17 protein-coding genes are annotated in these 19,974 nt (G+C 44.5%); 8 read left to right on the top strand and 9 right to left on the bottom strand.

The features are described 5' to 3' along the window. Positions 1-1,802: alpha-galactosidase (locus tag ABZD21_RS07655; protein ID WP_372774105.1), on the bottom strand; the 1,802-nt coding region annotated here is incomplete at its 3' end. Between the two features lie 167 nt (positions 1,803-1,969). Next, positions 1,970-3,262 carry a S28 family serine protease gene (locus ABZD21_RS07650; RefSeq protein ID WP_372774104.1) on the bottom strand — a complete coding sequence of 431 codons (1,293 nt, stop codon included), beginning with the start codon at positions 3,260-3,262 and terminating at the stop codon, positions 1,970-1,972. A gap of 184 nt (positions 3,263-3,446) precedes the next feature. Between ABZD21_RS07650 and ABZD21_RS07645 the strand changes: the two genes are divergently transcribed. Further along, the gene (locus ABZD21_RS07645) at positions 3,447-3,887 is read left to right on the top strand and encodes a DUF4395 domain-containing protein (RefSeq protein ID WP_372774103.1); all 441 of its coding nucleotides are present in this window, start codon (positions 3,447-3,449) and stop codon (positions 3,885-3,887) included. 144 nt (positions 3,888-4,031) lie between these two features. On the opposite strand, the gene murC is transcribed toward ABZD21_RS07645, so the two are convergent. After that, positions 4,032-5,447: a UDP-N-acetylmuramate--L-alanine ligase gene (murC, locus tag ABZD21_RS07640; protein ID WP_372774102.1), complete on the bottom strand. Its 1,416-nt coding sequence runs from the start codon at positions 5,445-5,447 to the stop codon at positions 4,032-4,034. 189 nt (positions 5,448-5,636) lie between these two features. On the opposite strand from murC, the gene ABZD21_RS07635 reads away from it, so the two are divergent. Beyond that, positions 5,637-6,716, top strand: coding sequence for a DUF3810 family protein (locus tag ABZD21_RS07635; protein WP_372774101.1), 1,080 nt, complete (start codon positions 5,637-5,639; stop codon positions 6,714-6,716). On the opposite strand, the gene ABZD21_RS07630 is transcribed toward ABZD21_RS07635, so the two are convergent. Next, positions 6,669-7,103 carry an META domain-containing protein gene (locus tag ABZD21_RS07630; RefSeq protein ID WP_372774100.1) on the bottom strand — a complete coding sequence of 145 codons (435 nt, stop codon included), beginning with the start codon at positions 7,101-7,103 and terminating at the stop codon, positions 6,669-6,671. The two genes, ABZD21_RS07635 and ABZD21_RS07630, sit on opposite strands and share 48 nt — an antisense overlap. Before the next feature lie 505 nt (positions 7,104-7,608). Between ABZD21_RS07630 and ABZD21_RS07625 the strand changes: the two genes are divergently transcribed. The 4 genes from ABZD21_RS07625 to ABZD21_RS07610 all read left to right on the top strand — a co-directional run bounded on the left by ABZD21_RS07625 (position 7,609) and on the right by ABZD21_RS07610 (position 13,255). Next, on the top strand, positions 7,609-9,486 hold the full coding sequence (locus tag ABZD21_RS07625; RefSeq protein WP_372774099.1) for a methylmalonyl-CoA mutase family protein: 1,878 nt from the start codon (positions 7,609-7,611) through the stop codon (positions 9,484-9,486). A 30-nt stretch (positions 9,487-9,516) separates the two neighbouring features. Beyond that, entirely contained in the window at positions 9,517-9,912 is a 396-nt protein-coding gene (locus ABZD21_RS07620; RefSeq protein ID WP_372774098.1) for a GxxExxY protein, read from the top strand. Positions 9,913-9,953: 41 nt separating this feature from the next. Continuing rightward, positions 9,954-12,107: a methylmalonyl-CoA mutase gene (scpA, locus tag ABZD21_RS07615; RefSeq protein ID WP_372774097.1), complete on the top strand. Its 2,154-nt coding sequence runs from the start codon at positions 9,954-9,956 to the stop codon at positions 12,105-12,107. 395 nt (positions 12,108-12,502) lie between these two features. Beyond that, positions 12,503-13,255 (top strand): DUF5995 family protein, encoded by a 753-nt coding sequence (locus ABZD21_RS07610; protein ID WP_372774096.1) that lies wholly within the window; start codon positions 12,503-12,505, stop codon positions 13,253-13,255. A gap of 64 nt (positions 13,256-13,319) precedes the next feature. Here the strand turns inward: ABZD21_RS07610 and ABZD21_RS07605 are convergent, their stop codons facing one another. After that, positions 13,320-13,919 (bottom strand): hypothetical protein, encoded by a 600-nt coding sequence (locus tag ABZD21_RS07605; RefSeq protein ID WP_372774095.1) that lies wholly within the window; start codon positions 13,917-13,919, stop codon positions 13,320-13,322. A gap of 88 nt (positions 13,920-14,007) precedes the next feature. Continuing rightward, positions 14,008-14,592, bottom strand: coding sequence for a hypothetical protein (locus tag ABZD21_RS07600; protein ID WP_372774093.1), 585 nt, complete (start codon positions 14,590-14,592; stop codon positions 14,008-14,010). Positions 14,593-15,140: 548 nt separating this feature from the next. Here ABZD21_RS07600 and ABZD21_RS07595 point away from each other — a divergent pair. Together ABZD21_RS07595 and ABZD21_RS07590 are read left to right on the top strand one after the other, a co-directional pair. Then, the gene (locus ABZD21_RS07595; protein WP_372774092.1) at positions 15,141-15,830 is read left to right on the top strand and encodes a 2-phosphosulfolactate phosphatase; all 690 of its coding nucleotides are present in this window, start codon (positions 15,141-15,143) and stop codon (positions 15,828-15,830) included. Positions 15,831-15,854: 24 nt separating this feature from the next. Continuing rightward, the gene (locus tag ABZD21_RS07590; protein ID WP_372774090.1) at positions 15,855-17,024 is read left to right on the top strand and encodes a MalY/PatB family protein; all 1,170 of its coding nucleotides are present in this window, start codon (positions 15,855-15,857) and stop codon (positions 17,022-17,024) included. A 78-nt stretch (positions 17,025-17,102) separates the two neighbouring features. On the opposite strand, the gene atpC is transcribed toward ABZD21_RS07590, so the two are convergent. From atpC to ABZD21_RS07575, 3 genes are all read right to left on the bottom strand, one after another. Then, on the bottom strand, positions 17,103-17,345 hold the full coding sequence (gene atpC, locus ABZD21_RS07585) for an ATP synthase F1 subunit epsilon (protein WP_372774088.1): 243 nt from the start codon (positions 17,343-17,345) through the stop codon (positions 17,103-17,105). Between the two features lie 17 nt (positions 17,346-17,362). Then, positions 17,363-18,874 carry a F0F1 ATP synthase subunit beta gene (atpD, locus tag ABZD21_RS07580; protein WP_372774087.1) on the bottom strand — a complete coding sequence of 504 codons (1,512 nt, stop codon included), beginning with the start codon at positions 18,872-18,874 and terminating at the stop codon, positions 17,363-17,365. 115 nt (positions 18,875-18,989) lie between these two features. Beyond that, on the bottom strand, positions 18,990-19,973 hold the full coding sequence (locus ABZD21_RS07575; protein WP_372774085.1) for a polyprenyl synthetase family protein: 984 nt from the start codon (positions 19,971-19,973) through the stop codon (positions 18,990-18,992). Position 19,974 lies beyond the last annotated feature (1 nt).

Raw genomic sequence — 19,974 nt, 5'->3', positions numbered from 1 at the left:
TCCTCAATACTCCACAACGGTGTAACAGCACTTTGCGGCCGGTCTTGGGGTTGCAAAAACCGCCAGAGATTGAGCTGTTCTTCAGTTAAGGTTGAAAAGCGGTCGGACGTATTTACAGTTCCTCCCAGGATTCCGTTCCACAGGGCAATGCTTGTTTTTTCCACCGCGCTGAGGTTGTTGTTTACATCGCGCAGAAAAATGGTGTCAGGGTCATTTTGCCAGTACACATTGTTGAAATATTGGCAGTTATACGATTCCTGAAACATGTTTCCAATGCCGCCCGGCATCCAGTCGCTGTCCACGTTGGCCGAAATCCGCATGCCATCAACAAAGCCAATCAGTGGGGCAAAGGGCGCGTTGCTGGCCATCCAGTAGGCACCTGCCCCGATCTCTTCGCGGATGATTTTCAGTACATCAACCAAAATTTGAACGGAGGTTTTATCGCGGTCGTACCGGCGAATGTTTGAGCTATCTTTCAGCCCCCAATTCAAGTAAGCTGTTTTGTAGAAAGTGTAACCCATTTTCCGGAGGGTGCGGAAAACGCGGGCAATGTATTTCTGAACTTCCGGATGACTGCCGTCGAGCGCATAGTAGTTGCCGTCGCGAAAATCGCTTTCCCGAACCGGTTCACCGTCCAAGTCGCGAATCAGCCAATCCTTATGGTTTTTAAATAGTTTGCTTCGTTGGTCAACCACAAAAGGAGCTAACCAAATACCGGCTCGATAGCCGCGCTGGAAAATCTCGCGAGCCGGATCTTCCATCGATTTAGGCCATCGTTCGTTCGTTTCGAGCCAATCACCAAGTGTGCAGTAACAATCATCAATCTGAATGGTCTGCAAAGGAATCTTCGGTTTAATGCTGTCCAGGCCTTGTAAGACTTCTTTCAGCTGATTGAACGAAAACTTATCCTGATATTCATACCAGGAGTTCCAGTGGTAACTGGTTTTGGTATCCTTGCGGGCAACCATGTTTTCCGAAATGTTCCAGGCTATATGCTGAAGTGTCGGAAACGGTGAGTTCCCCTGAATGATATAAATGTCAGGCAGTTTGATGAAATCGTTTTGCAGCGGGATGTTTTCCATCACAAAGCCCGTTTCGAAAAATACATGTTCCTTGTCGGCGTAACGATCGTGTAGGCCTTTCCGGTGGGGACGGTTATAAATAACGCTTTTCTGAATAAAGTCGGAATGTTCGTAAGCGCTGAAGGCTAGTGTGTCGTTTTGGGTTGATAGAAGGGCGGTTGTCAGGTACGAATCATACGACCAGGCCTGTTCGCCTGCAACATTGCCCCATTCCTGCCGACTGGATGCTTGAATATCGTAGAGGCCGGATGGCCCACCTTGTCCAAGGCCTTGTTTGTAAAAGCGGTCAACACCTTCGAGCCGTGCTTCTCCAAGCGGCGAGAAATAGAACGGAGCGCGCGACATGCTGCTCAGTTCTGCACCAACCGACAGCGAGCCATTGTTGATTTTCAGATCGAGCATGACAAAACTGTTGCCGTTTAATTCGTAAATAATCCGTTTCCCTTTTGGGGAGTCGCCCATAAAGGTGTTGCGTACAAAAATGCTTTGTCCGTCAATTGTTGGGCGACAATTCCTCAGCCTTATTGGGCCGGCAATTAAATCGAACGTTCCGTCGTTGTGCAAAATCCACTCCGATTTGCCCAGCTTAAATTTCACGGGGCCGGCTACTTCGCCCGTTACAGGCAGATCGGCTATTGAAGTTAATGGCAAAAGTGTACCCCCAATTCCGGCAGCAAGCAGTTTGATGAAGTTCCTTCTCTCGATTGGTTTCGCGGACATGGGGCTATATTTTTTTGTAGTGGCTTATGTATTTAACAACTTTTAACAAGCAGTCGGTAAAAATGCTAAAAAGTTCCTTTCCGAACGATTTTATCCCTGGATAACTTTTGTTGATCATATATGTTGTATAAAAGGCAAAAAGGTGTTCGTGTGGGCTAATCGGAGGTTTATTTTTTCATTTCAACCTGAATTTGGCGAATGATCGATTCGTTGACTTCGGGAGGAAGGGTTTTTACTCGGGTGAAATGACTCCCCGCAGGTGCTACAATTTTAATATTGGATGGATGCGAATTGATCGTCGCGGCGGAGGCTGTCCAGGGATCATTTTCACCATAGATTAGGATGATGTTCCGGGCTTCGGTTCTCAGAAATTCATCTACCATTTGAGAGGTCTCCGGGCGATAGGCGACCTTTGTGTTTTCGGGAGTCATAAATTGATTGAGATAATTTTTGGTGGTTTGTACCGAAAGGAGCGATTTTAACGTGCTTGTATCGTACCCATAGTAGCCGAGCTCGTGCGCAGCCTGATAAAAAAACGGCACATACGGTTTTGCTCCTTCAATGGTGAAATAGTCGGGTTTGCTTACGCTGCTTAAGTGTTGAAAAAGAGCCTCATTAGTCGCTTTTGAGTTTGGTATTTCGCCGGGTGCATGCCCCCATTGCCAAAAAGCAAAAGGGTATTCCAGTACTACAAAATCCAATAGCTGATCGTAAGGTAGCTTAGAATGGCAAGCTTTGGTTTTGCAATAGTTTTGGAGAAGTGGTTTTATTTCGTCACGGCGTTTTAATACTTCGCGTTGAAACCGGAGAATAGCAGATCGACAGGAGTCGGAGCCGACTTTTTCCAGAAAGGGTTCGTGTCGCCCATCTTCGACTCCGAAGTTCAGAGGTGCAACATAGGCGACGGTCAGGTCAACATCATTCGGAAAAAAGCAGCGGTGCGCCAATGCTGTTTGTCCGCCCTTGCTGATTCCGGTATTCAGCCATTTTCCTTCAAAATAGGGTTTTAGCAGTTGCACAATCCGGTGGTGATCGTTCGCCGCATTCTCTACGGTAAGGTGTTTCCATACGACCGAATCGGGCGATGATTCTCCAAAATAGCGATGTTCCACACAAATTTGGTTTGCCTGTAATAGTTCACTAAGTTCATTCTGATAGCCGGGGCGTTTGGCATAGTCGGCCGCATAGCCTTCTGTAATAAATACGGTTGGACTGCTCTTGTGCTTTTCGGCTACAAATACCCGCTGCAAAAAGAATCCATCAAGGGTATCCTTATAGTTCAAAGGCTGGCGCACACGGATTATATAGTTGTGTTGAAAAAACGAATGGCCCGGAATTTCTTCCACGAACTGGATACTTTTTTGTGCCTTCAGAAATTTCGCCAGTCCTTGCGCGTGGATGGGCGATGCAGAAAGGAAAAGCGAAAAAATGACCGTTGCAGAACGGAAAAATTTAGTCATAGTCGATTTTAGTTTCCGATGTTATTTGGTGTGCACGAATCTACAAATCCCCGGTAAATTGCCATTCAAACTTCAAAAATATTCTCGTTTAATATGAAGAAAAAATCAAATCCGGCTGTTATAGAAAGTAAATAAAGATGCAATTTGAGAAATAAAGATATATTTGTCCGATAAAGAATTTAGTATGAAGAATATATTTTGTCCCATTTCAACCGAACGTATCAACGAACAGGTACCACGAATTACTGCTTTGTTGGTTATGTTGATGGTGATTGTTGGTTTTGCATTGCAGTCGGTGATGGTTTTCACTTTTTTGCTGGCCGATTTTGGAATTCGCGCGTTTACAAAAATGAAGTTTAGCCCCTTGAGTTGTGCTGCCTATTGGGTTACACGTGTTTTTAATCTTCCGGAGAAGAAAATTGACAAGGCTCCTAAAATTTTTGCAGCTCGTATGGGCTTTGCAATGATGTTGGCGATTATTAGTTTGTTCGTTTTCGATTTATACACGGCGTCGAAAGTAGTCGCCGGTATTCTGGTGTTTTTTGCCGGTCTTGAGTTTGCCATCGCGTTTTGTGCCGGATGTACAATTTATACACTACTGGTTTTGCCTTTCTATAAAAATTAGTTTGGGTTTTTGTTTTATTTTGAACGATAGAATAAAAGCAGGCTTTTTGAGTTCCGCATGGGAGTCAAAGCCTGCTTTTTAGTTGTTTATCCGTCAAGTAAGATGGCGTTGTTGTTCGTTGGGGGTTGTTTGCCCGGGAGGCGATCAACTTGTCATTCCATCGGGGTGTTGCAGCCATTTGTCGCGGCCAAAACGAACCGGATTATTGCAAACAGCGTCGGCAATTTCCTGCACGTTTTTCCCCGAGAAATTCCCCGAAGTCATAATTAACAGATTTTTGTCTTCCCAATTTTTAGATTGAAGGAGTTGGAACAACTCATCCGAGTCGGTGAAAACCTGCAAGCCTTGGCTGGCAAAAGCTTCGTAGACTTGCTCTTTGGATATTGGTTCCAGTCGCTTATGCTCCAGTGTTAGCGGGTTGAAATAAACATAGGCTTCATCAGCCGCCTCCATACATCCTTCGTATTGCGGCAAAAATTCCTTTTTCAGCGAGCTAAAGGTGTGCAGCTCCATTACGGCAATAAGTTTGCGGTTTTCGAATTGCTTTTTCACCGCTTCGGTCGTTGCCTTCAATTTAGATGGAGAGTGAGCAAAATCATAAAAAACAGTGCAGTTTTTATTTTCCGACAAAACCTCGAGTCGTCGGGCTGCTCCTTTAAAACTGCTCATGGCCATGTAGAATTTTTCATCGCTAATCCCCAGTTTGTTACAAACCAGTTTGGCTCCCGAAATATTTTGCAGGTTGTGGTCGCCAAATACCTGAAGCCGGATTTTGCGCTCGCCAAAAGTTAGGTAGGTAGTCCCGTCTTCTACAACCGATGGGTGTTCCCGGTAGTCCATTGCTGCAACGTCGGTTCGAATATTTTGAGCAATTTTCTGCAGGTTTTCATCTCCCTCGTAATAAATTAATGAGCCATTTTTTTCAATTTGGTCTACAAAAATCCGGAACTGTTCAACGTAGTTTTCAAAGGTCGGAAAAACATTGATATGGTCCCATGCAATGCCGCTGAGCAAAGCAATGTGGGGGTGGTATAAATGAAATTTTGGGCGTCGGTCGATGGGTGAGGAGAGGTATTCGTCACCCTCAAAAACGGCAATTCTGCTTTCGTGACTCAACGAAACCATGGTGTCGAACCCCTCCAGTTTAGCTCCAACCATGTAGTCAAAATTTACCCGGTTGGTTTTTAATACGTGCATAATCATCGAGGTAATCGATGTTTTGCCGTGCGAGCCGCCAATCACAACCCGCGTTTTATCCTTTGTTTGTTCGTAAAGGTACTCGGGGTACGAATAAATTTTCAGACCGAGCTCGCGGGCACGGGCTAGTTCCGGATTATCCGGGTGAGCGTGCATGCCCAAAATAATGGCATCAAGTTCTTTCGTTATCTTATCGGGATGCCAACCATAGGCTTCAGGCAGCAAACCATGTTGTTGCAGTCTGCTTTTTGAAGGTTCAAAAATCTCGTCATCACTCCCGCTTACTGTAAACCCTTTTTTGTGTAAGGCGATGGCCAGGTTGTGCATGGCACTACCGCCAATAGCTATAAAATGAATATGCATATGCTCGTTGTTTTAATCGCCCATAAAAATAGTGAAAGCTGAATAGGATTGACATGTTGGATAAATTTAATGTCGACGATTCAGCGTGATTTGTTTTTGGGTAGTTTTGTCTCATTCAATCGTTGCGGGATAAAGCATATGAATGGGAAACGCAAATTATGGCGCCTTTTATTTGGGATCAGATTTTTAATGCTGTGGCTAGCCGTCATCTGCTTTGGTCTTACCCGTTTGTTTGCTGCTCATCCGGTATTCACCAATCGGTATTATTCCATTGGTTTTTATCCGTATGTGGCCCGGGGGTTGAGTCGGTTCAGCGATCTGTTCAGTTTTTCGCTCTATAACCTTCTTTTGCTGAGTGCTTTGGCAGGTGTAGCTCTGCTGATTATTTTAGCCGTAAGTGGTCGGATAAAGTGGAAATACATGTTGGTTGCACTCGTTAATCTGGTGGCTTTTGCTTATTGTTCTTTCTTCTGGCTTTGGGGGTTCAACTATTTCCGCACCAATCTCTTTGATCGGATTGGCCTGCAACAAGACAGTATTCGTTCGGAGCAGTATGAGCTGGTTTTTCAAAGCTTGATAAAAGAAGCCAATGGAACCGGGTTTGAACCCGAAGCATTGATCAGGTCGCATGTCGATTCGCTGGTGGACCGGGCTTGTTATCGGCTGTCGAACCAAATGGGGCTTCCGTATTTTCAACGTGAGCCGGGCTCAAAGGTCGCTCTGGCTGAAGGGATGCTTTCTCGTTCGTCGGTCTATGGTTATTTCGGCTATCTGTTCAACGAAGTGCATGTCAGTCGATTGTGTCAGCCCGAGGAATATCCGTTTTTGCTGGCACACGAGCTGGCACATCGCTATGGAATTGCGGGCGAGTCGGAGGCTAACTTCTATGCCTGGCTGGTTTGCTATGAAAGCGATTCGCCCGTTTTGCAGCAGGCGGCACGCGTGTTTTTAATCCGTCATTTACTCGATGCCGGCTATGGTGAAATGTATCGGCGGGGAAAATCGAACGGAAAATTGCCGGAGAATACGAACACTGACGAGCTGCATTGGTTCACCCAAGTGGCCGATTGCTTTCTGAAGTGGAATAATTTGGAGGACGGGTTCAATGATTATGAGCGGGTTATTTTGCCTGTTTCTCAGTATTTGTTGCAGTCGGGGAAATTGAAGAAGCCCGATATAAAGCCGAAACGAAAAGGCAGACGAAATAAAAAAGGAAACGCTTTAGTTCTCCACGAGTTCACATTCGATAAATCCCCAGTCAGTAATTGAAAGACGGAGCGTGTTGTCCTCCACTTTATACATGGAAACTGAAGGAAGTAGTTCAACGACTCGCTCGGCAAAAGGACTGTCGCAACAGGCTTCGGTGCAGGTCGGGCGATCAAACTGGATCGACAAACCGGAGATTTTGAGGAGATCACCGCCACATGAGTTTGTGTTCAGTTGGAGTGAGTAAGTGTTTCCTGCGTCTAGTGTCAGAATGATTGGAGTATCATCAGACTTCGCGTAGGTTATCGATTCTATTGAGACAAAACCTGTTACTTCCCAGGATTGAAAGATCTGTTCGGTGGGGCCTTCAGTCTTTTGGCAACTCGCAGATACTAACATGGCGACCAGAAAGATGATTAATTTAAATCGCTTTGTAATCCTGTTTTTCATTTGTTTTATACCGATAGTTCTCGTTTTTAAAATTAGGAAATCAGTTTCTAAAATCGGTTTTATTTTGCAAAAATCGATCTTTTTGACCAAAGTTCATGAGATCGGTTCTACCGGTCAGGCACTTAAATTGGTTTAAAGTTTCGATCAAGTTTTGAATTCAACCCGTAAATGAAGCAAGCGGTCTTAAATTCATCGATCGTTCTGTGTTGGTTTGCGTTAGTGTTTCAATATTAACAAATGGTTAATACAACATGTTTGGTGGAGAAGACTGATTAAAAGACTTGTGTGTCTTAAATAAGGATGAGTAATGGTCAGCTATTCAGTGCATTATGCCGGTTGATTTCAATCGGCATCACTGGTTTTAAATATGCATGAATATTGATAGTTGAATACGTTAAAATCAAAGTCTGACTTTTGTTAGCAAGCTGTTAAAAACTTTGCTATTAGCGGAATTCTCTCCATAAAAACCACTAATTTTGGCAACTGATTTTTTAACAGTTACATTATGGCAGAAAAATATAACAAACTTTTTGAAGAATTTCCTCCTGTCACCGCTGAACAATGGAAGGCAAAAGTAGTTGCTGACCTGAAAGGCGCAGATTTCGACCGCAAATTGGTCTGGAGGACAAACGAAGGTTTTTCCGTTCAACCGTTTTATCGTCAGGAAGACCTGGCAAAAGTAAACTATCTGGATACACTTCCCGGTGAGTTTCCGTTTGTACGGGGAAACAAGACAAACAGCAATGACTGGTATGTTCGCCAGAATATCATTGTGAAAGATTTAAACGAGGCCAACAAGAAAGCACTGGAAGTATTGATGAAAGGTGTGACTTCGTTGGGCTTTGTTTTTAATGAGTGTATCAATGTTAGCAAAGACGACATGGCAGTGTTGCTCGAAAACATTTGTCTGGAATCAGTCGAAGTTAACTTTGTTGCCAAATGCTATGTCAATAAAATTGCTGAAGCATTTGCCGAATACGTTCTGGCCGGAAAATGGGATCTTAAAAACGTTGTGGCTTCAGTCGCTTGCGACCCATTCGGAAACTTCCTTCTTTACGGCCGCATGAAAAATGGCTTTGACGGTTCAGTTGAGCAAGTGAAAAACCTGATTGAGAGATCAGCTAAAATGCCAAAATACCGGGTGATCGCTGTAAATGCGAAAAACTACGGAAATGCGGGTGCTTCAGTTGTTCAGGAGTTAGCTTTTGCTTTGGCTCAGGGAGCTGAATATCTGTCGGCTTTAACTGAAGCCGGTGTCGAGGTTGATGCTGCTACCGAGAAGATGAAATTCAACTTCAGCGTTAGCGCGAACTACTTTATGGAAATCGCCAAGTTGCGCGCCGGACGTATGTTGTGGGCTCAAATTGTAAAAGCTTACGCGCCCAAAAGCGATGCAAGCTGCAAAATGTATGTTCACGCGGAAACCGGAAGCTGGAACAAGTCGATTTATGATCCTTACGTAAACATGTTGCGTACCCAAACCGAAGCCATGAGTGCCGCGTTGGGTGGTGCCGATTCAATTACAGTGCTTCCGTTTAACGCGATTTTCGAAGAGCCAACTACATTCTCCGATCGGATTGCACGCAACCAACAATTGTTGTTAAAAGAAGAATCACACTTCGACAAAATCGTTGACCCGGCTGCCGGTTCATACTATGTTGAAGAGTTGACCGCTTCAATTATCGACGAGACTTGGAAGTTGTTCCTGGCAATTCAGGATAAGGGAGGTTTCGTGGCTGCTGCCAAAGAAAGTTTTATTCAGGCTGAAGTGAAAAAAATGGCGGCAAAACGCGACTTGAATGTGGCTACCCGTCGTGAAAATATTCTGGGGATCAACCAATTCCCGAATTTTACCGAAGCGATGACAAAAGAGATTGATGCTGCAGCTTTCGAAGCGATCGACCTGACCGCTGAAGATGCCGAAATTGAAACATTGAAACCTTACCGTGGAGCAATGGCTTTTGAACGTTTACGTTTGGCAACCGATAAATTTGCCAAAGCCGGGAAACGTCCGTTAGCTTTCATGTTGACCATTGGTAACCTGAACTTCCGTAAAGCTCGTGCCCAGTTTGCCTGCAACTTCTTTGCTGTTGCCGGTTACGAGGTAAAAGATAATAACGGTTTTGCTACCATCGAAGAAGGTGTGGCTGCTGCTAAAGCTGCCGGTGCCGATATCGTAGTGCTTTGTAGTTCTGATGATGAATATGCTACTCTGGCTCCTGCTGCTTTCGATGCAATTAAAGGAGAAGCGATCTTTGTTGTTGCCGGCGCTCCTGCCTGCACCGATGAGTTGAAAGCGAAAGGCATTGAAAACTTCATTCACGTGAAGAGTAACTTGCTGGAAGACTTGACTGCATACAACGCAAAGCTTAACATTGTTTAATCAGAACGCAAAGACACAAAGACGCAAAGGATGATTTCGAAATTCGAGTACGAGCAAATTGGGGAGGAAATTGTGCATGCCGCTTATGAAGTGCATCGTGAACTTGGACCTGGTTTACTCGAGTCGGTTTATGAAGTCTGTCTTTTTGAAGAGTTAAGAAGCCTGAACTTGAAGGTTGAACGGCAAGTTATGCTGCCGGTTGTTTTTAAAGGAAAGGTTTTGGAAAAACAGTTTTGTATTGATTTGCTAGTTGAAAATGCAGTAGTTATTGAACTTAAAGCTGTTGAGGTGCTAATGCCAATACACGAAGTGCAATTAGTTACCTATTTGAAATTGGCAAATATGAAACTTGGTTACTTAATCAATTTTAATGTCCCGCTATTTAAGCAGGGAATAAAACGAAAAGTCAATAACTATTTTAACTAATTCTTGGCGCCTTGGCGTCTTCGCGTTTAAATATTTACATTATGAAACCAGATTTTAAAAATATCAATATAAAAGAGGCACAGGCAAAAGCGGATGCTGCTGCTTGGGCTGCTGAAAACAAAATTGAGAAGAACTGGGTGACTCCGGAGCAAATTCCGGTGAAGCCAGTTTACACCAATGAGGATTTGGAAGGTATGGAGCACCTGAATTATGCTGCCGGTTTGCCTCCTTTCCTTCGCGGACCTTATTCGGCAATGTACGCCATGCAACCCTGGACAATTCGCCAGTATGCAGGTTTCTCAACTGCCGAAGAGTCAAACGCGTTCTACCGCCGTAACCTGGCTGCCGGTCAAAAAGGGCTTTCTGTCGCTTTCGACCTGGCAACACACCGTGGTTACGACTCCGATCACTCTCGTGTAGTGGGTGATGTGGGTAAGGCTGGTGTGGCGATCGACTCGATTCTGGATATGAAAATCCTGTTCGATCAAATTCCATTGGATAAAATGTCCGTGTCGATGACCATGAACGGTGCTGTATTGCCGGTATTGGCTTTCTACATTGTAACGGGTTTGGAACAAGGTGCAACATTGGAGCAACTTTCAGGAACTATTCAGAACGACATTCTGAAAGAATTCATGGTGCGTAACACTTACATCTACCCACCGGAATTCTCAATGAAGATCATCGCTGATATTTTCGAGTTTACGTCTCAAAATATGCCGAAATTTAACTCGATCTCTATTTCGGGTTACCATATGCAGGAAGCCGGTGCTACTGCCGACATTGAAATGGCTTACACCCTGGCCGACGGGTTGGAATACCTTCGCGCCGGTATCAATGCCGGAATGGACATCGACGCTTTTGCTCCTCGTTTGTCATTCTTCTGGGCAATTGGAATGAATCACTTCATGGAAATCGCTAAAATGCGTGCTGCACGTATGATCTGGGCGAAATTGGTGAAACAGTTCAACCCGAAAAACCCAAAATCAATGGCTTTGCGTACTCACTCGCAAACATCGGGTTGGTCGTTAACAGAGCAAGATCCGTTCAACAACGTTGGCCGTACAGCGATCGAAGCTATGGCTTCAGCCTTGGGTCACACTCAGTCGTTGCATACCAACGCGCTCGACGAGGCGATTGCGTTGCCAACCGACTTCTCGGCTCGTATTGCCCGTAACACGCAATTGTACATTCAACAGGAAACTGAAGTTTGTCGTGGTGCCGACCCATGGGCCGGTTCGTACTATGTTGAAGCATTGACCAAAGAGTTGTATACCAAAGCCTGGGCCTTGATCGAAGAGGTTGAAAAACTGGGTGGTATGGCTAAAGCAATTGAAACAGGTGTGCCTAAAATGCGTATCGAAGAAGCCGCGGCCCGTACACAAGGTCGTATCGATAGCGGTGTGCAAACAATTGTTGGTGTTAACAAATACCGTTTGGAAAAAGAAGATCCGATCGATATTTTGGAAATTGACAACACTGCAGTGCGTTTGTCACAAATTGAGCGCCTGAAAAAACTGCGTGCCGAGCGTAACGAAGAAGACGTGCAACAAGCATTGGCTGCCATTACAAAATGCGCCGAAACAGGCGAAGGCAACCTGCTCGACCTCTCGATTAAAGCAGCACAAAAACGTGCTTCATTAGGTGAAATTTCTGACGCCTGCGAAAAAGTTTGCGGACGTTACAAAGCTGTAATCAGAACAATCTCAGGAGTGTATTCAGCAGAAAGTAAACACGATGCTACCTTCCAGGAAGCTCAGGAGCTGGCGAAGAAATTCGCTGAATTGGAAGGCCGTCAACCTCGTATCATGATCGCCAAAATGGGTCAGGACGGACACGACCGTGGCGCGAAAGTAGTTGCAACAGGTTATGCCGACCTTGGTTTCGACGTAGACATGGGACCGCTGTTCCAAACTCCGGAAGAAGCTGCCAAGCAAGCTGTTGAAAACGACGTTCACGTAATGGGTGTTTCCTCATTGGCTGCCGGTCATAAAACATTGGTTCCTGCGGTTATTGCCGAATTGAAAAAACTGGGTCGTGAAGACATCATGGTGATTGCCGGTGGTGTAATTCCTGCTCAGGACTATCAATTCCTTTACGATGCCGGCGTTGTTGCCATCTTCGGACCTGGTTCAAGCGTTGCTGCTGCCGGTAAAAAAATCCTTGAGATTTTGATCGCAGCACACGAAGACTAGTCGTAAGACTTGATTAACGAGTAAATCAACTCAATATATTGAAGCCATCTCCGTTTTGGGGATGGCTTTTTCTGTGGCATAAATTGAGGGCTTCACTCTAAGTGAAACCCTCAATGACATTTAATGAGGGTGTTACAATGTTTGAATATTTGAAAGCCATTGCCGTGTCGGGGTGGTTTTTCTTGTGGAATAAATTGAGGGCTTCACTCTAAGTGAAACCCTCAATGGTATTCATGTCGAACACGTTTCAGGATCAGTTCCATAATCCTGCGGATTACGTTCTATTGTTCAAACCCTCTTTTTTGCGGCAAGTTGCCTGGAGTTGGATCTCCGTCCTGTTGGGAAGTGAACCGAAGCAGCGGGCAGACTGTTGATTCAAAAAAAACTTATACCTGATGAAAACCATTGACCAGGTCATTGAAAAGCTGGATCTGATAATCAAAGATGCAGAAGCAAATAACGATCCTGCCGGTTACTTTGCAGCGTTGTACAAAAAAGTAACGATTAAGGTAAAGGAAGGAATTGCCAACGGGTATTTTGAAAATGGTCCGCGAATGGAGCAGTTGGATGTTTTGTTTGCCATGCGTTATATTGATGCTTGGGAAGCTTACAAAAGAGGAACGGAGATGTCGGTTTCGTGGCAGAAGGCTTTTGAGTTGACTCCGGAATACTGGCCCATCGTATTGCAGCATCTGCTGGTTGGGATGAATGCGCACATCAATTACGATTTGGGGATTGCGGCCGCTGAAATTTCGAAAGATAAGGAGCTGGACGGTTTGCACGACGATTTTAACCGGATCAACGACATCTTGTCTGATCTGGTGCACGAAGTGCAGGATAATTTGTCGTTGGTTTGGCCCTACCTGAAATTCATTCTAAAACTAACCGGCAAAGTGGATGATTACTTGGTAGACTTTAGTATGAAACTGGCTCGCGATGGAGCCTGGAAGTTTGCCGGGGAGTATTTCACTGGGGCCGAAGCGGACAAACAGAGCCTCTTGAAACAACGCGACATGCGCATTGGCGAAATAGTGAAAGCGGTGACAGAACCGGGTTTAATTGCCGCAGCTATTCTCGCTATTGTCCGACTCACTGAGCGAGGAACGGTCAGGGAGAAGATTCGGAAGTTAAAAGTAACTTCGGTTTAAAACAAAAAAAATGCGGCTTCTTTCGATAACCGCATTGGAATGAATCTCATTTTTAAGTTCTTGTTTATCTGATGACAACCGGATAATTGAATTGTTTATTTCCGGTGGCCAGAACAATCTGGTACTGACCCGCAGCAAGTTTAGATAAGTTTAGTCCTTGGTTTACTGAGAATGAATTATCCAATGCTTTGTTATAAATCAGTTCATTCCCCTCATAAACTTTCAGTTTAACTTTTTCGCCCGGATAATTCAAATAAGTAACTCGAACAATGTGGTCAGTGTCGTTAAATGCAAAGAATGGCTTATTATTCATTTGCATGTTTCCAAGGTTAACCACGTTTCCGGCAACTGTAAACTCACGTTCGGTTACCAGTTTGCCGTTCGAGACAATCAGATCGTAAACACCCGGTTTGTATTCTGAAAAATCGAATACGTTCCGGTAGCCTGCCGAGTCGCTCTCGGTTTCGCTGTAGTAGATTACCTCGCCGGTTTTGTTCTTGATGGTAATCTCAAGACTCGTTTCCGGCATGTCAGTAATCTGCAAAACAGCGTTTTTCCCGATCAGCGGTTTCATTTCTACCTTTGGTGTTCCGGAGGCAAAGCTTAGCTTTCCCGAAATCATCAGGATCACGATAAAGCTGACAATTTTTAAATTCGTTTTCATATTCTCTCCTTATGTGCCTGAAGCCAAACCGTTCAGATCTTGAATTTGGTCTTCATCCCGCGATGGGAGTTGGCTTCCGCACTCTGAATTATTTACTTATTGAATAGTCGAATACGTCGTTTGCAGTGGCTAATACAACCTGGTAGTTACCTCCGGCCAGTTTGGAAAGGTTCAGGCCTTCGTTTACTGCAAAAGAATTTTCAATTGATTTTGAATAGATCAACTCGTTTCCGTCGTAAACATGCAGGCTAACTTCTTCGCCGGGGTAGTTAAGGAACGACACTCGCAGAATGTTTTCGTCAAATGAAAAAACAGGATCAACTACATAGCTCATGTTACCAACGGCAATCTCTTGTCCAATAGTAAAGTTGCGAACACTTGTTTCACCGTTGATTGAAGCAACTACACTATAATCTCCTGCTTCCAGTTTTGAGAAATCAAAAATTTTGCGGTAGTCGCTCGTTGTGCCTTCAGTCTCTTTATAATAAATTACTTCTCCTGTGGCATCTTTAATGCTGATTTCATATTGAGAAGCTGAATTGCTTGAAATAGCCACAACTGCACGTTCTGTGTTAATAGGCAGGATGTCAACCCGTAAGTTACCACTAGCCATTGCTACATTTGCCGAAGCTACTAAGGCAAAAATCGCGATAAAAGTTTTCATTGTTTTCATTGTTGTAATTTTAAATTGTTAATCATTAATCACACTACAAAGATAGAGACGAATCAAAAACATGCTGCAAAACACACGTTAAGGCTAAGTTAAAAATATGCTGTTCAGCATGAAGTGTGTTTTCACTGAAAATAGAAAGTGTCGTAAGGGCAAGTAGATGAGGTAGATGGAGTGGGAAGGTTGTTCGTGGTCATAGATATAGTATATCGAAATTAAAATTTGATATGTCGAAAAATAGTCTTATAAGTTAACATGTAATTAACACAATAAGGTCTTAATCTCGAAAAACATGATTTCTGTCAGTATTCCGAGGGGCGCTTCAGTTTCGATTTAATGCATCGTTTGTGTGATTCTCTTCTGGATTGAAAAGAATTTCGTGTCCGATAGCCTTGATTGAACCCACTTAAGTCTGGATATTTCAAAAACAAGCCGAATTATTGCCATTTAGCATACTCTTTTCAGGGAATGAATGCTAGTTTTACCCTTTCTGTTTTCAATTGGTAAGGCGTTGAATGCAGGATAGCTTTAACAGAATGATTAAATAATCGATGCAGATAGAAATTTTACAATTATTGGAAGGTGCCCGGAGTGCTCGGGGGCTTACCGTTATTATTGATGTGTTTCGTGCCTTTTCGGTAGCCTGTTACGCGTTCGATCATGGGGTCCGGCGAATCTATCCGGTTGGGAAGATTGATGAAGCTTATCAGTTGAAGGATCAGCATCCGGAGTATTTATTGGTTGGCGAACGGAACGAACAGAAACCTGAAGGGTTTGACTGTGGCAATTCGCCTTCGCAATTATTACGGTTAAATCTGGCCGGAAAGACCATGGTTCACACTACCAGTTCGGGTACACAGGGGATTGCCAATGCCACACAGGCTGATGAGCTAATAACCGGGAGTTTTGTAAATGCCGGTGCTATTATTAAGTATATTCAGCAAAAACAACCCGAATATCTGTCGCTGGTATGTATGGGGTACGCGTGTAGTGCTCCAACAGATGAGGACACGTTCCTTGCCGAGTATATTAAAGCTAAGCTTGAAGAAAAGCCGGTTGACTTTGAACAGATGAAGCATAGTCTGCGTTTTGGCCCTGGAGCTCGGTTCTTCGATGCCGAGAAGCAAAGATGGGCGCCGCAAGCTGATTTTGAACTTTGTCTGGATTTAAGCAAGTTCAATTTTGTGTTGAAAGTGGAGCAGGAGAATGGACGAAATTACCTGCGAAAAATTGATTTATAAATTTATAGCGATCAAATACGACCAATGAAGAAATATGATTTTGATGAGCCGGTGCAGCGAGAAGGAACGAACTCGTTGAAATATGATGCCCGGGCGAAATTTTTTGGCAATGCTGATGTGTTGCCCCTTTGGGTAGCTGATATGGACTTTAAGACGCCCGATTTCATAATGAACGCTCTGAGGCAGCGGATGGAGCACGAAGTGCTGGGCTATACGTTCCGGGCAGATTCGTATTTTCAGGCAATTGCAGACTGGATGAAGAGTCGCCATGATTGGGGGATTCAAAAAGAATGGATCTCCTACAGTCCCGGGGTTGTGGCTGGATTGAACTTATTGATTGAGACCTTTACGCAGCGAGGTGATGAAGTGATTGTGCAAACACCGGTTTATTTTCCGTTTTTCGAATCGGTGACAGGAACCGGGCGGGTTGTTTTGGATAACCCGCTAAAAATGGAAGAGGGCCGGTATACGTTCGATCTGGACGACTTGAAAAGCAAGATCAGCGAAAAGACCAAGATGCTTTTGCTTTGCAATCCACAGAACCCGGGTGGAATGGTTTGGTCGCGCGAGGAGCTGACAGCTTTGGCAAACTTGTGTTTGGAGCACAATATATTGATGGTATCCGACGAAATTCATTCCGATTTGGTGTTCGATGGATATACCCATACGCCTTTGGCAACCATTTCGGACGAAGTAGCTCAAAACTGTGTGGTTTGTATGGCTCCGAGTAAAACATTTAACACAGCCGGCTTAACCACCTCGTTTCTGATTATTCCGAATAAACGACTTTTTACCCGCTACGAGCGCACGCTAAGTGTACCCCATTTGCATATGGGGAATATTTTTGGGCATCTGGCGCTTGAAGCCGCTTTTACAAAGGGTGAGGATTGGCGCAGGCAGTTGATGGAGTATCTGCAGGGAAACTTCAACTTTATGGTAGACTACCTGAAAGAGCATTTGCCGCAAGCCAAGCCGATGATACTGGAAGCCACTTATCTGGCATGGATTGATTTTTCGGCTTTGGGATTAACGGACGAAGAATTGAATAAGACCTTAATTGAAGGTGGTGTTGCCTTTAACAAAGGCGTCCAGTTTGGGAAAAACGGTAGTGGTTATATGAGGTTGAATTTGGGCTGTACCAGGTCCACATTGGAAGAAGCGCTGCTACGTATGGTGAGTGTGCTAAGTCGTTGACTCCGGCTGATGCCTTAAAAAAAGAAAAACCTGACGGAAACTCCATCAGGTTTTTCTTTTAGACTCGATACCATGTGGTTAGGCCGATTCGGCCAACACGATTATTTTATCATTCTGTAATTCAAGAACACCACCCGCTATTTCAACATAGCTTGTTTTGCCCATTGATTCAACGATTTTTATTTGTCCTTTTTCCAGATTGGAAATAATCGGAGCGTGTTTGGTCAAGATTTCAAAGGTTCCTTTAACCCCCGGAACTCTGACCAGTTCCACATAACCACTGAATATTTTCTTTTCCGGAGTAATTATTTCAAGAAACATAGCGTTCGATTTAATGATTAGACCGTAGCTTCGGCCAGCATTTTTTCACCTTTTGCAATGGCTTCCTCGATTGTTCCAACTAAGTTGAAGGCAGCTTCCGGGTATTGGTCAACTTCACCATTCATAATCATATTGAAACCTTTGATCGTATCTTCGATTGAGACCAATTTACCTTCAAGGCCTGTAAACTGTTCGGCTACAAAGAATGGTTGCGATAAGAAGCGTTGCACACGACGGGCACGGTGAACAACCAGTTTGTCTTCTTCCGAAAGCTCGTCCATACCCAGAATGGCGATAATATCCTGCAGCTCTTTATAGCGCTGTAAAACTTCTTTTACTTGTTGCGCGCAGGTGTAATGTTCCTTTCCTACAATATCTTCAGTTAGAATCCGGGAGGTTGAATCCAGTGGGTCAACCGCCGGATAAATACCCAGCTCCGAGATTTTACGGCTCAACACAGTCGTTGCGTCCAGGTGGGCAAATGTTGTTGCAGGTGCCGGGTCGGTCAAGTCATCGGCAGGTACGTAAACAGCCTGTACCGATGTAATCGATCCGTTTTTGGTTGAGGTGATTCGTTCCTGCATCTCACCCATTTCGCTGGCTAGAGTTGGTTGGTAGCCCACTGCCGATGGCATACGACCCAAAAGGGCTGACACCTCAGAACCGGCTTGGGTGAAACGGAATACATTGTCAACAAAGAATAGGATGTCTTTTCCTGAGCCTGGAGAACCGTCGCCATCGCGCAAGCTTTCAGCGATGGTTAATCCGGATAAAGCTACACGTGCACGAGCACCGGGCGGTTCGTTCATTTGTCCGAACACCAGAGCCAGTTTCGACTTCTTTAAGCTTTCCTCGCTTACTTTGGTCAGGTCCCAGCCACCGGCTTCCATTGTTTTTTTGAATTCCTCGCCATAGTCAACAATGTCGGCTTCGATCATTTCGCGAAGCAGGTCGTTTCCTTCGCGGGTACGTTCGCCAACACCTGCAAATACCGATAATCCGCTGTGTGCAAGGGCGATGTTGTTAATTAATTCCTGGATCAGTACTGTTTTTCCGACACCGGCGCCACCGAACAAACCAATTTTACCTCCTTTTGCGTAAGGCTCAATCAGGTCGATTACCTTAATCCCGGTATAGAGAACTTCTGTTTCGGTTGTCAGGTCTTCGTATTTTGGTGGTTTGTTATGTATGTGTAATCCGTCCTTCGGGAGTTGTTTTAATCCGTCTACCGCGTCGCCGGTTACGTTGAGCAAGCGCCCAAGGGCAATTTCCCCAATCGGCATGGTGATTGGTCTTCCGGTTTGAATCACTTCCAGACCTCTTTTTAAACCGTCGGTTGAATCCATTGAGATGGCACGGATAGAATTCTCACCAATGTGCTGCTGACATTCAACAACCAAATTTGTAGTGCCCGGACGAACGATCTCGAGCGCATCGTAAATTTTAGGGAGTTTGCTGCCTTCCCGGTCGAAGCTTATGTCGACCACAGGTCCAATCACCTGAACGACTTTACCAGTATTTTGATCCATGTTATATAGTTTATTCCTGTGTTGCCGGAAATTACAAAAACCGGCATTGTGAAACAAGATTATTTTCGGTTTGAAACGTTGTTGTTATTCTAGCACAACTAACGATTGTTGTATTTTAATGTTCACGACCCATGATTGATTTCGCTAAAAAGAGCAGATTTTGCTTTTTTGTTGGCTCAACCTCTATGTTTGTCAGCGAAAATAGTGCTTTGTCGTAATAGGTTTTGATAGCTGCTTCGCAGATCTCTCTAACACCGGTTGATTCATAAATCGCTTTTACAGCGGCGATTTTGGCAGGCTCGTCGAAATAGCTTTTTTGCAGCCAGTCGTTTAGTTGGGTTTTCTCGTATTCATTTGCTCGTTTCAATGCGGTGATAAGCAGGAAGGTCTTTTTGTTGGCAACAATGTCGCCGCCGATTCGCTTCCCGAACTTCTCCGGGTCGGCATAAACGTCGAGCAAATCATCCTGCAGCTGAAAAGCCAGTCCGAGGTTGATGCCGAATTGGTAGATATTTTCAGCGTCATGCTCTGAAGCGTTCGCGGCCAATGCACCCATTTTAAAGCTGCAAGCCAGCAGAACGGCTGTTTTCAGCCGAATCATTTTCAGGTATTCTTCAACACTAACATCCTGTCGTTCTTCGAAATCCATATCGTATTGCTGCCCCTCGCAGACTTCAATTGCGGTTTCGGTAAACAGGCTGATGATTTCCGGCAGCTTTGCTGCTTTGGTTTTTAATAGGTATCGGTAGGCCATAATCGACATGGCATCACCCGATAGGATGGCGATATTTTCGTTGTATTGTTTATGGACAGCCGGTTTGTTTCTGCGTACTTCGGCTTTGTCCATAATGTCGTCGTGTAGCAGCGTGAAGTTGTGAAAAATTTCAATCGCGAGTGCTCCGTTCATAACGTCTTCGGCTTTGCCACCAAATAGTTCGTTGGCTAGCAAAACCATCAACGGGCGAAGGCGTTTGCCTCCCATATTGAGGGTGTATTCAATCGGATGATATAAGTTCAGCGGGGAGATTTTTCCAATAGTTTCGGCTTCTGCAGCCAAGTGATTCAACAATTGATTTTGTAGTGCTGTTACCCGATCCATC

This window comes from Mangrovibacterium sp., from assembly GCF_041596335.1.
Classification (GTDB): domain Bacteria; phylum Bacteroidota; class Bacteroidia; order Bacteroidales; family Prolixibacteraceae; genus Mangrovibacterium.
The sequence above is the reverse complement of the archived record's forward strand: the minus strand, read 5'-3'. Positions and strand labels throughout refer to the sequence as shown.

Bases quoted from the DNA above. Each gene is read 5' to 3' on its own strand.
- ABZD21_RS07650 (WP_372774104.1), bottom strand. From the start codon at position 3,262: ATGACTAAATTTTTCCGTTCTGCAACGGTCATTTTTTCGCTTTTCCTT.
- ABZD21_RS07645 (WP_372774103.1), top strand. From the start codon at position 3,447: ATGAAGAATATATTTTGTCCCATTTCAACCGAACGTATCAACGAACAG.
- murC (WP_372774102.1), bottom strand. From the start codon at position 5,447: ATGCATATTCATTTTATAGCTATTGGCGGTAGTGCCATGCACAACCTG.
- ABZD21_RS07635 (WP_372774101.1), top strand. From the start codon at position 5,637: ATGCTGTGGCTAGCCGTCATCTGCTTTGGTCTTACCCGTTTGTTTGCT.
- ABZD21_RS07630 (WP_372774100.1), bottom strand. From the start codon at position 7,103: ATGAAAAACAGGATTACAAAGCGATTTAAATTAATCATCTTTCTGGTC.
- ABZD21_RS07625 (WP_372774099.1), top strand. From the start codon at position 7,609: ATGGCAGAAAAATATAACAAACTTTTTGAAGAATTTCCTCCTGTCACC.
- ABZD21_RS07620 (WP_372774098.1), top strand. From the start codon at position 9,517: ATGATTTCGAAATTCGAGTACGAGCAAATTGGGGAGGAAATTGTGCAT.
- scpA (WP_372774097.1), top strand. From the start codon at position 9,954: ATGAAACCAGATTTTAAAAATATCAATATAAAAGAGGCACAGGCAAAA.
- ABZD21_RS07610 (WP_372774096.1), top strand. From the start codon at position 12,503: ATGAAAACCATTGACCAGGTCATTGAAAAGCTGGATCTGATAATCAAA.
- ABZD21_RS07605 (WP_372774095.1), bottom strand. From the start codon at position 13,919: ATGAAAACGAATTTAAAAATTGTCAGCTTTATCGTGATCCTGATGATT.
- ABZD21_RS07600 (WP_372774093.1), bottom strand. From the start codon at position 14,592: ATGAAAACAATGAAAACTTTTATCGCGATTTTTGCCTTAGTAGCTTCG.
- ABZD21_RS07595 (WP_372774092.1), top strand. From the start codon at position 15,141: ATGCAGATAGAAATTTTACAATTATTGGAAGGTGCCCGGAGTGCTCGG.
- ABZD21_RS07590 (WP_372774090.1), top strand. From the start codon at position 15,855: ATGAAGAAATATGATTTTGATGAGCCGGTGCAGCGAGAAGGAACGAAC.
- atpC (WP_372774088.1), bottom strand. From the start codon at position 17,345: ATGTTTCTTGAAATAATTACTCCGGAAAAGAAAATATTCAGTGGTTAT.
- atpD (WP_372774087.1), bottom strand. From the start codon at position 18,874: ATGGATCAAAATACTGGTAAAGTCGTTCAGGTGATTGGACCTGTGGTC.
- ABZD21_RS07575 (WP_372774085.1), bottom strand. From the start codon at position 19,973: ATGGATCGGGTAACAGCACTACAAAATCAATTGTTGAATCACTTGGCT.